The organism is Arthrobacter oryzae (assembly GCF_030718995.1).
GTDB classification, from domain to species: Bacteria; Actinomycetota; Actinomycetes; order Actinomycetales; family Micrococcaceae; genus Arthrobacter; species Arthrobacter oryzae_C.
Genome location: NZ_CP132204.1, coordinates 18,006 through 29,557 on the forward strand (window position 1 = coordinate 18,006; position 11,552 = coordinate 29,557).

General features: G+C 66.3%; 13 protein-coding genes, 1 other RNA gene and 1 riboswitch. Of the genes, 11 read left to right on the forward strand and 3 right to left on the reverse strand.

What is annotated here, in order from left to right:
• Positions 1-87 precede the first annotated feature (87 nt).
• From Q8Z05_RS00085 to Q8Z05_RS00135, 11 genes are all read left to right on the forward strand, one after another.
• On the forward strand, positions 88-636 hold the full coding sequence (locus Q8Z05_RS00085; RefSeq protein ID WP_305941527.1) for a DoxX family protein: 549 nt from the start codon (positions 88-90) through the stop codon (positions 634-636).
• Positions 637-642: 6 nt separating this feature from the next.
• Positions 643-2,022 carry a 3-phosphoshikimate 1-carboxyvinyltransferase gene (gene aroA / locus Q8Z05_RS00090; RefSeq protein WP_305941528.1) on the forward strand — a complete coding sequence of 460 codons (1,380 nt, stop codon included), beginning with the start codon at positions 643-645 and terminating at the stop codon, positions 2,020-2,022.
• Positions 2,012-3,127: a ribosome small subunit-dependent GTPase A gene (gene rsgA, locus Q8Z05_RS00095; RefSeq protein ID WP_305941529.1), complete on the forward strand. Its 1,116-nt coding sequence runs from the start codon at positions 2,012-2,014 to the stop codon at positions 3,125-3,127. The genes aroA and rsgA overlap by 11 nt, the downstream gene beginning before the upstream one ends.
• 54 nt (positions 3,128-3,181) lie before the next feature.
• Complete coding sequence (gene hisN / locus Q8Z05_RS00100; protein WP_305941530.1) at positions 3,182-3,994, forward strand: histidinol-phosphatase; 813 nt, start codon at positions 3,182-3,184, stop codon at positions 3,992-3,994.
• A 170-nt stretch (positions 3,995-4,164) separates the two neighbouring features.
• A riboswitch (SAM riboswitch) is annotated at positions 4,165-4,278 on the forward strand.
• A gap of 35 nt (positions 4,279-4,313) precedes the next feature.
• A complete protein-coding gene (locus Q8Z05_RS00105) occupies positions 4,314-5,735 on the forward strand; it encodes an aminotransferase class V-fold PLP-dependent enzyme (protein ID WP_305941531.1) in 1,422 nt (473 codons plus the stop codon).
• A 77-nt stretch (positions 5,736-5,812) separates the two neighbouring features.
• Positions 5,813-6,586, forward strand: a complete 774-nt coding sequence (locus tag Q8Z05_RS00110) for a class I SAM-dependent methyltransferase (RefSeq protein ID WP_305941532.1) — start codon at positions 5,813-5,815, stop codon at positions 6,584-6,586.
• 31 nt (positions 6,587-6,617) lie between these two features.
• Positions 6,618-7,331, forward strand: coding sequence for a metal-dependent transcriptional regulator (locus Q8Z05_RS00115; protein WP_305941533.1), 714 nt, complete (start codon positions 6,618-6,620; stop codon positions 7,329-7,331).
• Between the two features lie 30 nt (positions 7,332-7,361).
• Positions 7,362-7,781: a fluoride efflux transporter FluC gene (locus Q8Z05_RS00120; protein WP_371745898.1), complete on the forward strand. Its 420-nt coding sequence runs from the start codon at positions 7,362-7,364 to the stop codon at positions 7,779-7,781.
• A complete protein-coding gene (locus tag Q8Z05_RS00125; protein ID WP_305941535.1) occupies positions 7,778-8,146 on the forward strand; it encodes a fluoride efflux transporter FluC in 369 nt (122 codons plus the stop codon). The genes Q8Z05_RS00120 and Q8Z05_RS00125 overlap by 4 nt, the downstream gene beginning before the upstream one ends.
• Before the next feature lie 123 nt (positions 8,147-8,269).
• On the forward strand, positions 8,270-8,641 hold the full coding sequence (locus Q8Z05_RS00130; RefSeq protein ID WP_305941536.1) for a hypothetical protein: 372 nt from the start codon (positions 8,270-8,272) through the stop codon (positions 8,639-8,641).
• A gap of 143 nt (positions 8,642-8,784) precedes the next feature.
• A complete protein-coding gene (locus Q8Z05_RS00135) occupies positions 8,785-8,919 on the forward strand; it encodes a hypothetical protein (protein WP_268760395.1) in 135 nt (44 codons plus the stop codon).
• 115 nt (positions 8,920-9,034) lie between these two features.
• Here the strand turns inward: Q8Z05_RS00135 and ssrA are convergent.
• From ssrA to Q8Z05_RS00150, 3 genes are all read right to left on the reverse strand, one after another.
• Positions 9,035-9,403, reverse strand: a transfer-messenger RNA (tmRNA) gene (ssrA, locus tag Q8Z05_RS00140).
• 159 nt (positions 9,404-9,562) lie between these two features.
• Positions 9,563-10,033 (reverse strand): SsrA-binding protein SmpB, encoded by a 471-nt coding sequence (smpB, locus tag Q8Z05_RS00145; RefSeq protein WP_043482605.1) that lies wholly within the window; start codon positions 10,031-10,033, stop codon positions 9,563-9,565.
• A 136-nt stretch (positions 10,034-10,169) separates the two neighbouring features.
• A complete protein-coding gene (locus Q8Z05_RS00150; RefSeq protein ID WP_371745962.1) occupies positions 10,170-11,549 on the reverse strand; it encodes a peptidoglycan DD-metalloendopeptidase family protein in 1,380 nt (459 codons plus the stop codon).
• Positions 11,550-11,552 lie beyond the last annotated feature (3 nt).

The following is an 11,552-nucleotide window of genomic DNA, read 5'->3' on the forward strand; positions in this document are numbered from 1 at the left end:
CCGGCGGGCAAATATTCCGCAAAAGTGCAAGACTAGAACCGGTTCCCCCGCAGAAGTTCCGCGGCTCGTCCACCCAGGAGGAAATTCATGTCGTTTGTCCGTATTCTCGCCCGGCCCATGCTGGCCTCCAGTTTCGTTCTCGCCGGCCTGGACAAGCTCAAGAACGCGGATGACACTGCGACGCAGCTGTCGCCCGTGCTGCGCCGGGCTGCGGATTCCCTCCCGTTCGAAACGAACGAAAAAGTGCTGGCACGCGTCATTGGCGGCGCCCAAGTGGGCGCCGGTGTGCTCTTTGCCCTCGGCAAGTCGGCCAGGCTCGCCGCCACCGTCCTCGCGGTGATCTCGGCGCTGAACGCCTTTGTCGAGTGGCGCAGCGCGGACATCACGTCCAAGGAAGGCCGGGACGCGCGGCGTAACCAGCTGCTGAAGAATGTGACCCTCACCGGCGGCGTGTTGCTCGCCTCCGTAGACACCGCGGGCAAGCCCAGCCTGGCCTGGCGGGCAGAGCACCTGGCAGCCGATGCCCGCAAGGGTGCCAGCCACCTGGCTGCAGACGCCCGGAAGACCACCACGAAGAAGCTCAAGAAGGCCGATAAGGCTGTCCGCAAAGCCGTGGACCACGCAGTGAAAGCATAGGCACGAATGACAGGCACTGCCCCCACCGCCCCTGTACCGCCTGCACCGGCTGCGGCCGGTTCCTGCTGGCCGGCGCCGTTCGCCGACGCACCGGTCGACGCCACGGTCACCGTCCCGGGATCCAAGTCCCTCACCAACAGGTATTTGGTCCTTGCAGCCTTGGCAGAGGGCCCGTCCCGGCTCCGCGCACCCCTGCACTCGCGCGACTCCGCCCTGATGATCCAGGCCCTCCGCCAGCTCGGAGCGGGCATCCGGGAAGTCCCGGGAGACGGCTCGTTCGGCCCGGACCTTGAGGTCACGCCCCTGAGCCCGGAGGCTGCGCCAGGTGATGTCGCTATTGACTGCGGACTTGCCGGAACCGTAATGCGCTTTGTCCCGCCGGTGGCCGCCCTTCGCAGCGGCGCCACAGTGTTCGACGGCGATCCGCACGCCCGCAAGCGGCCGATGGGCACCATCATCGAGGCCCTGGCTGCGCTCGGCGTCGACGTCCGCTCCGCCGACGGCGCCAGGCCGTCGTCGCTCCCCTTCGCCGTGGATGGCACAGGCGACGTCCGGGGCGGCCATCTGGTGATTGATGCGAGTGCCTCGTCGCAGTTCGTGTCGGCGCTGCTCCTTGTAGGTGCGCGTTTCACTGAGGGCCTGCACCTGGAGCATGTGGGCAAACCCGTCCCCAGCCTCGACCACATCAACATGACCGTGGCTGTACTCCGCGAGGTCGGCGTGTCCGTGGACGACTCCGTCCCGAACCATTGGGTTGTGGCGCCCGGCCCCATCCGGTCCTTCGACCGGCGCGTTGAACAGGACCTGTCCAATGCCGGCCCTTTCCTGGCCGCAGCGCTGGCAACCGGCGGCACCGTCCGCATTCCCAACTGGCCCGCACCCACCACGCAGGTGGGTGACCTGTGGCGCAGCATCCTGGCTGAGATGGGCGCCACGGTCACGCTGGACAACGGCACACTCACCGTCACAGGCGGGCCGGAAATCAAAGGTGCGGACTTTGCGGACACCAGCGAACTGGCACCGACTGTTGCCGCACTATGCGCACTGGCCACCGGACCGTCGCGCCTGACCGGCATAGCCCACCTCCGCGGCCATGAGACGGACCGGCTGGCTGCCCTCGTCACCGAAATCAACCGCCTGGGCGGGGACGCCGAGGAAACTGCCGACGGCCTGGTGATCCGGCCCGCGAAGCTCCACGGCGGCGTCGTCCACAGCTACGCAGACCACCGGATGGCCACTGCCGGGGCCATCCTCGGCCTCGCCGTGTCCGGTGTCGAAGTGGAAGACATCGGCACCACATCCAAGACAATGCCGGATTTCCCGCAACTGTGGGAAGCCATGCTTGCGCAGCGGGGCCGCCAGGGGGAACAGGCCAGTGGGGCGTAGCACCGGATCGTGGGACGAATCCGATATCCGGATCCGTCCCAACAAGAAGGGTTCGCGGCCGCGGACCAAAGACCGGCCCAGCTACGACGACGCCGTCACCGGCCGGATCATCACGGTGGACCGCGGGCGGTACACGGCGGTGGTGGGCGAGGACAGCGGCAATGAACGCACGGTGATCGCCGCGCGGGCGCGTGAACTCCGCCGGTCGCCTGTCGTCGCCGGGGACTTCGTGTCCCTGGTGGGGGATGTTTCGGGAGCGCCGGACACCCTTGCCCGGCTCGTCAGGATCCAGGACCGCCGCACGCTGCTGCGGCGCAGCGCCGATGACACCGATCCTATCGAGCGGGCGGTCGTCGCCAATGCGGACCAGCTTGTGGTGGTGGTTGCCGCCGCCAATCCGGAACCACGCACCGGCTTCATCGACCGTGCACTGGTGGCCGCTTACGACGCCGGGATCGAGCCGCTGTTGCTGGTCACCAAGGCGGACGTCAAGGATCCCACCGAACTCCTGTCCAACTACCGGCACCTGGATTTTCCGGTCATCATCAGCCGCACGGCCGACGCCGCGGCTTCGGGAATCGATGCCCGCTCCGACGACGGGCTCTCGGCCCGCCTCGACAGCGACGCCGTGTCGCAACTGCGGGCCCACCTTAACGGCAAGGTCACGGTCATGCTGGGTCATTCGGGCGTGGGGAAGTCCACCATGGTCAATGCCCTGACCGGTGCTGAACGGGCAACCGGAGGAGTCAACGCCGTCACCGGGCGGGGGCGGCACACGTCGTCGTCCGCGCTTGCCCTCCGGATCAGTGACGCGCCCGCAGGAAGCTGGATTATCGACACACCGGGCATCCGTTCCTTCGGCCTGGCCCACGTGGATCCGGACCGGATCCTGCATTCCTTCCCCGACCTCGAACCCGGCACCGACGCTTGCGAACGCGGCTGCAAGCATGATTCCTCCGCCATCAACTGCGGAGTGGACGCCTGGGTGGCCGAAGGGCACGCTGGCGCGTCAGGGGCTGCGCGGCTGGCATCCCTGCGCCGCCTGCTCGGCACCGATCCCCGGATGGAAGTGCAGGAAGCCAAGGAACTCGGCATCGTTTCCTAGGGTCCCGCACCTGACCTCCCGGCCGGCCGGCCCAGGAGACGGTAGTTTGGAACCATGACCCAACCCGCTTCGAGCTACAACGATGACCTGCGGCTCGCCCATGTCCTGGCCGACTCCGTCGACTCCCAGACCATGAGCCGTTTCAAGGCGCTGGACCTTCAGATTGAAACCAAACCGGACCTGACCCCCGTGACGGATGCAGACAAGGCAGCCGAGGAGTCCATCCGCGGCCAGCTCTCCCGCTCCCGCCCCCGGGATGCCGTCCTCGGCGAAGAGTTCGGCAGCTCAGGGCACGGTTCCCGCCGCTGGATCATCGACCCGATCGACGGCACCAAGAACTTCGTCCGCGGCGTGCCCGTGTGGGCCACCCTGATCGCCCTCGTGGACGAGGGCGAGCCGGTGGTCGGCCTGGTCAGCGCACCGGCGCTGGGCAAGCGCTGGTGGGCCGCGAAAGGCGCCGGCGCCTACATGGGAAGGTCCCTGGCTGCTGCCACGCGGCTGAAGGTGTCCAACGTGTCCAAGCTGTCGGATGCCTCGCTCTCCTATTCAAGCCTGGGCGGGTGGAAGGAGCGCGGCAACCTGGACGAATTCCTGGGCCTCACGGAGGAAGTCTGGCGGACCCGCGCGTACGGGGACTTCTGGTCCTACTGCATGGTGGCCGAGGGATCGGTGGACATCGCGTGCGAGCCGGAGCTGAACCTCTACGACATGGCCGCGCTGGTGCCGATCGTCACCGAAGCCGGCGGCCGCTTCACTTCCCTCGAAGGCGTGGACGGCCCCTTCGGCGGCAACGCCCTGGCCACCAACTCCATCCTCCACTCCGAAGTCCTCAAGCGGCTGAACCCGGACCTCGACGACCTTCTCTGATCCGCGGCCGGATCACCTGAATTCCGAATATACGACGGCGGGCGCCCCTCCCAGGGGACGCCCGCCGTCGTATATTCGACCGGAAGCCCGTTCTTCCGCCGGGCGTAATAAAGCGCTTAATAATCGCCGCCGCTTTCCCGCGGCGCCGTGAATGTCCTAATCTCGAAACAGGTCACGAGTGCCAGCGCGAAACCCCGGTTTGCTGGCCGGCAACCCTCCATTCGCGGTGGGGTGCCCCGGGTGACGACCAGGCCGGTCCGGAACGGACCCGGCAAGCGCGGATCCCCGGAATGAGGGGTCCCTTTACAGTGAGGTCCCCATGACTACTGCCACGTTCCCCGCCACCCCCGGAACCACCACCGCCGCAGGGCTTCTGGACGAACGGTTCACCGTTGCCCGGCGCCCCCTCTCCGCAGTGACCGGAGCAGAAATCCAGGCGCCGCTGATCCAGGGCGGCCACGTCCGCTACGCGAACCTGGACTACGGCGCGTCCGCACCGGCATTATCCGTGGTCTCCGCCTACCTCAACGAGATCCTGCCGTACTACGCCAGCGTGCACCGCGGCGCCGGCTACGCCTCGCAGATCAGCACGTCCGTGTACGAGAATGCCCGGAATATCGTCCGCGGGTTCGTGGGCGGCCGGCCGGACGATTCCGTCATATTCACCAGGAACACCACCGACTCACTGAACCTGCTGGCGGGCTGCCTCCCGGTGGCCGACGGCCGCCACACCGGCGAAGTCCTGTACCTCGACATCGAACACCACGCCAACCTGCTCCCCTGGCAGGGCGTGCCGCACCGCAGCGTCGTGGCCTCTTCCACCCTGAAGGCAACGCTGGAGAGCCTCCGCTCCGAACTCAGCCAGGGCGACATCAGCCTGCTGGCCGTAACGGGTGCGTCCAACGTAACCGGCGAAATCCTCCCGATCCGCGAGCTGGCGGCCCTGGCCCACGAACACGGAGCAAGGATCGTTGTGGATGCGGCACAGCTGGCACCGCACCGCCGCATCGACATCGCAGCGGACGACGTCGACTACCTCGCCTTCTCGGGCCACAAGCTGTACGCGCCGTTCGGCAGCGGCGTCCTGGTGGGCCGTCCGGACTGGCTCGACGCCGGGACCCCCCACCTGGCAGGAGGCGGCGCCGTCCGTGAGGCACGGCTGGACTCCGTCAGCTGGGCCACGGGCCCGGCGCGGCATGAGGGCGGCTCGCCCAACGTACTCGGAGCGGCCACGCTGGCGCGGGCCACGCAGGTCATCGGCGCCCTGGACCCGGAGCTGTGGCACGCCCATGAAACCGCCATCCGGTCCTTCCTCGTTGAGGGACTGCAGAAGATCGACGGCGTCACCGTGCACCAGATCTTCAGCGACACGGACCAGGCCACTGACACGATCGGCGTGGTCAACTTCTCCGTGGCCGGCTACGACGCCGGCCTCGTGGCGGCCTACCTGTCCGCTGAACACGGCGTGGGCCTGCGGGACGGCCGCTTTTGCGCCCATCCGCTGCTCAAGCGGCTGGGACTGCCGTCAGGCTCGCTGCGGGCGAGCTTCGGCGTGGGCTCCCGGCTGGAGGATGCGCAGCGCCTGCTTGCCGGCATCGAGGAACTCCGCCGGACCGGACTGGGCTGGGACTACGTGGTGGACGCGGGCCGCTGGGTGCCGGCCAATGACACCCGCAGCTACCCGGACTGGGCGCCCAACACTCCCGGCACCGCCGGCGCTGCCCCCTGCACGGACGACTAGGAACAGAAGTCCGGCGCCACCCGCGGTGCGGTAAATTCGAGGGGTAAGAATTCCAGCCTGCCCGAAGGAGACTGCACGTGGCACGGGGAGGCCCCAAACTGCACCACCAGCGCCGGTACGAGCTCGGCCAAAGCTTCCAGGACGGCGGTGAGCACTACGACCGCGTCCGGCCCGGTTATCCCGCCGACTCCGCGGACTGGCTCATCGGCAGCGTCCGCAGGGCAGGCGGCGCGTCCGACGCCGCCGACATCGGGGCCGGCACCGGCAAGTTCACGGCGTTGCTGGTCCAGCGCGGACTGGCCGTCTCCGCGGTGGATCCCTCGGAGGACATGCTCACCCAGCTGCGGCTGGTCCTTCCGGGCGTTCCCGCGTCGGTGGGCACCGCGGAGGCCACCGGCCTCGCGGACGAAGCATTCGACGTCGTCAGCGTCGCCCAGGCCTGGCACTGGTGCGATCCGCTCCCGGCCAGCACCGAGCTTGCCCGTATTCTTCGCCCCGGCGGCGTGCTGGGCCTCCTGTGGAACCAGCTGGATACGTCCGTTCCGTGGGTGCACAGGCTTTCCCGGATCATGCACGCCGGCGATGTGCACAAGCCGGACTTCCGCCCCGTCGTCGGACCGGAGTTCAAGGAACTGGAGAGCCACCTGACACGGTGGGAAGACCCGGTGACCACCGAAGACATCATCGAACTGGCCAAATCCCGCAGCTACTACCTCGCCGCCGGAGAGGGCACCCGGGCCAAGGTCCTCGCCAATCTGCAGTGGTACCTCCATGAACACCTGTCGCACTCCCCCTCCGACGTCCTGGGGCTGCCGTACCTGACGCAGACCTGGCGGGCGTTCAAAGCATGAGCGCCAGGGCCAAGGCGGTAGGCTTGGAGTCGTGAAGACCAGCGCGCCCTCCTCCTCCATCGAGGACTACGTCAAGGTCATCTACTCCTTTACGGAGTGGCAGGACAAACCCATCACTTCCTCGCAGCTGGCACAACGGCTCGGCGTCGCCAACTCCTCCGTTTCGGAAATGGTCCGCAAACTCAAGGACCAGGGCCTGGTAGACCACAAGCCCTACAGCGCCATCACACTGACGGCCGACGGAATCCGGCTCGCGCTTTCCATGGTGCGGCGGCACCGCCTCATTGAGACCTACCTGGTTCAGGAGCTCGGATACAGCTGGGACGAGGTGCACGACGAAGCCGAACTCCTCGAACACGCCGTGTCGGATACGTTCATCGAACGGATGGCGGGCAAGCTCGGCAATCCGCTGCGGGACCCGCACGGCGATCCCATCCCGGCGGCCGACGGCAGCGTCCACATGCCGAACGCCCACCGCATGAGCGAACTCGACGAGGGCCACACAGGCCGGATCACCAGGATCAGCGATGACAATCCCGAGCTCCTGCGCTACCTCTCGGCCCAGGAAATCGACCTCGACGCGGACATCGAAGTGCTCGGCCGGAAACCGTTCGGCGGTGCCCTCGTGGTGCGCATCGGCAGCGCAGGCACGCACCGCGAATTCGATCTCGCCGATGAGGTTTCGTCAGCCCTGTGGGTGCACAGCGAGTCGGGCCATGCCGGTTGCCGGCTGGCAGACTCCTAGAACGACGCCGCCTGAATGAGTGCTTCCGGCGTGAAGATTAGCAAGGGCGCCGGCTGGCGGGCATGGACGGCAGTGGCTGTCGGAGCACTCCTGGGGACGGAGCTCCGCTACGGCCTCGGCGTGATCTTCCCGGAATCCGCGGGGGCAATTCCCTGGACCACACTGGCCATCAATGTCTGCGGAAGCTTCGCCCTGGCTGCCCTCACCACTGTGTGGATCGCACGCCCCAGGACGGCATTCTGGTTGAGGGCCGGCATTGGCCCGGGGCTGCTGGGCTCCTTCACCACCTTCTCGGCGGTGGTCTTTTCCATTGACCAGCACGCACGCTCCGGGCAGCATCTGATATGGCTGATGTATCTCGGGCTCTCGCTGGTCCTGGGGCTCGCTGCCGCAGCCGCGGGCTGGAAGACCGGCAAGTCCCTGAGCGACCGGACCGGCGGAGCCTCATGACAGCGCTGCTGGTCGGGGTTTTCGGCGTAGCCGGAGGGTTGCTCAGGTTCTCCATCGACACGTGGTTCGCCCATCGCGCGGGGAACCGCAGGCACTGGCCCTGGGCAACCCTGCTGGTAAATGTCCTCGGCTCGCTGATCATCGGCCTGTCCCTGGGGGTTACCGGCCGGCTGGGACTCGGCGGGGAATGGCAGGCTGCAATCGCTACAGGCCTAGCAGGCGGCCTGACGACGTTCAGTTCCTGGACCACGGCGACGATCCGGCTCGTCAGCGAGGTCCGGTACCTGGCAGCGGCGCTGAACGTGATCGTGAATCTCGTGGCCGGGCTGTCGGCGGCCGCCTTGGGAATCGCCGTCGCCGGGTGACGGCGTTAGGGCGGGCAGCAGGCTGACAGCGCCGGGCGCGCCGGCAGCGGGCGCGCCGGCGGCGGGCACTGGAGTCCCGCCGTCGTGAATCCGAAGCGTTCCGGCGTCCCGTATCGTTAAACGATGGTTACGCGACGTGAAGCAGCTCAGATCCTTGATATTCCACTGGAAATGGCACACCGTCACGGTATCCCGGCCCGGCTGACGGACGCTGAGCTTTCCGAACTCCTGGACAATCCCCCGGCCTGGCTCGTCCAGTCCAAGGCCAACCGCACCGGCAAGCGGCCCGTCTGGGTCCAGCTGACGTGCGCTGTTTGCGGTTTCTCCGAAGCCGCCCGGCCCAAGAAATGGTGGCCGCCGTTTACATACGTCAGCTGCGTGCACCATGCACCGGCCGACCTCCCGCCGGTGTTGCCGGGCCTGGTCCGCAGCGAGTACGAGGGAATCGGGAGCCGTTTTGTCGGAATCGTTGACGTTGAGGTGCCGGGTTCCTGACGCCTGCCGTCCGGCCAAGGGCCTCGGTGCACGTTAGTGAATCAATACCCGGGGCTGGCGACGGGCCGGTTTCATTCACGACAAAACAGGCGTACCTTACAAGCACGGGGCCTATTCAGGGCCCCGACGTGAGGGAGGGCGACATGCCTGACAAATCGCCGCACCGGCAGGTCACCAAGAAGTCGGACAAGTCCATCAAGCAAAAGAGGGCCGAAAAGAAGTCCAAGCATGAGCTGGACACCCACGTGGACCCCGTCGCGCACATCAAGAAGCGCTGAACCGGGGACCACGGACGGCCGCTGGAGAATGCCAGAACGGTGCCGAAAACAAAAGGCCGGAAGCTTTCGCTTCCGGCCTTTTGCACGGGGTGGGATCGCGTTGCCGCTGTCCCGATGGTGGAGATGGGGGGAATTGAACCCCCGTCCGATGTCGTGTTGTCAGGGCTTCTCCGGGCGCAGTTTGCGTCGGATTTTCTCGGCCCCAGCTATCCTGCAAACAGGTAGCTGATCCGGGCCCAGCCATCTAAGAGTCCCGTTCACCCCGATGACGGAGGTAAACAGCAGTGGCTATCTTAATGACGCCAGGATCCGGGACGATAGCAATCCCGGGCTGACGGACTGTCTTACTGCTTAGGCAGCGAGAGCGAAGTCAGTGCGCGTTTGTTTGGCACTTATTGTTTTGCAGACAGCGTTTACGAGATAATTCTGCATCCTCGGCCCGCTTCACCTGTCGCGACTAACATCGTCGAAACCGATCATCCCCGTATTTTGTTACCAAACCGGTCAGTTCCGTGCAGATTCCTTGCGGTTTCCGCGCTGTTCCTTCCCGGACTACCAATCATAACGCACCGCTGGCCGGAATCATTCCCGGCATGCCGGAGACGGACTCAGCGCTGGTTTGGTGGCTGGTTTAGCGGCCAGGTCAGCCGCGGTTTCGCTCGCGCATGACACGCAGCGCTTCGCGCTTGTCCTGCTGTTCGCGGAGCGTCTGCCGCTTGTCGTATTCCTTCTTACCGCGCGCGACGCCGATCTCCACTTTCGCCTTGCCGTCCAGGAAGTACAGCTGGAGCGGAACGATAGTAAAGCCCGATTCGCGGACCTTGTGTGAAATCTTGGTCAGTTCCTCGCGGTGCAGCAGCAGTTTGCGCCGCCGCCGGGCGGAGTGGTTCGTCCAGCTCCCCTGGTTGTATTCGGGAATGTGGATCCCCTCCATCCACAGCTCGTCGTTGTAGAAGGTGCAGAACCCGTCAACCATGGAGGCGTGGCCCTCGCGCAGGGACTTTACTTCAGTCCCCATGAGGGCAATGCCCGCCTCATAGGTGTCCAGGACATGGTAGTCATGCCGGGCCTTCCGGTTGGTGGCCACTACCTTACGGCCACTTTCTTTCGGCACGGTGGAACTCCTCAGCTCTTGGTCTGGATGGTTGCCCCGCCGAAGTGGTCGGAGCTATTTAATTCTACGGCAGCACAGGGGCTGCCCCGGGTGCGGGTCAGCGCCCCGCGCTCACTGCCCCGCGCGGGTTGCAGCGTCAGAGCAGGATCATCGGGTCAACGGCCTGGCCGTTGAGCCAGGTCTCGAAGTGCGAATGGCAGCCTGTTGAGTTGCCGGTCGTCCCTGAATAGGCGATGAGCTGGCCCTGGCTGACTTGCTGGCCCATGGACACCACCACACTGCTGTTGTGGTAGTAGATGGTGGTCAACGAGTTGCCTTGGACAACGCCATGCGAAATCTTCACGTTGTTGCCGCCGCCGTCGTTGCTCCATCCCGCTGAAACCACGGTACCTGCCGCCGGAGCGTAGACGGGTGTGCCGCAGCCGGCGCCGAAGTCGATCCCCGTGTGCATGTAGCCGCCGGAACCGTAGAAGTCGACCGTTCCGGGCGGCGTCGCGCGCCAGCCGAAGCCCGAGGTGATGGCGACGTCGGATGAGAACGGGTGCCGCAGCCCAAAGGCGGAGGGCGGCCCGACCTGCGGAACGTAGGGCTTGGCTGCCTGCCCGGCCGCCCTTGCCGCCGCGGCGGCGGCCTCAGCGATGCGGCGCTGCTCAGCTTCCCACGCTTCGCGCAGCTTCCTGTCGCGTTCGACGATCTCCGCGGCTACGGCGTCCTGCGCAGCCTGGACCTTGGAGAGCTGGCTCTGGATGCCGGGCTTCGCGGCTTGCAGCTCATTGTTGATCCGGGTGGTGTCCGCGATGAGCTTATCCACCTGTTCCTTCTTGGCGGCAGCTTCATCGCGGGCTGCCTTCTCCCTGGCCAGCGCGGCATCGGCCTTGGCCTTGAGGTCCTGGATCTCCGCCTCAACAGCCTGCAGGCGTGCCTGCGAATTGACGTTGGTGGCGTTCTGCTGCGACAGCTTGTCCATTGCGGAGTTCTGGCTGCGCATGGCCTGGTCCGCGAGGTCCATCGTGTCTGTCAGGCTGCCCCCGCTTTTCGATCCAAAGAAGAGTGTGAGGTTTGAGGGCACGCCGCCCGATTTGTAGGCCTGGGTAGCGATCTGGCCGATGAGTTTCTTGGTGTCGGCGATCTTCTGCTTGTCGGTTTCAAGCTGCTGCGTGATCTTGGCTTTGTTCTGCTGTGCCAGATCCACGCGGGCCGCCAGTGCTTCGACTTCCTTCACGGCGCTGGCCACTTTGCCCTGCGCTTCCAGCAAGGCCTGCTGGGCGGCAGGGAGCTGTCCCTGGTAGATCACCAAGTCGCCTGCGGCCTTGGCAATCTTGGCATCGACGAACTCAAGGGACTGCTGTACCCGCGCTGCCTCGGCCTCCAGCGCTGCCTGCTTGTCTTCAAGTTCGTCAGCGAAGGCCACCGGGGTGGAAGCGCCCAGGCTCGCGGCAAGGACCAGTGCCAGGGCGGCGCTGATGATGCGGCTGCCCCGTCCCGGAGTCCGGAGCCGGCGGGCCTTGCGGTCCATTTC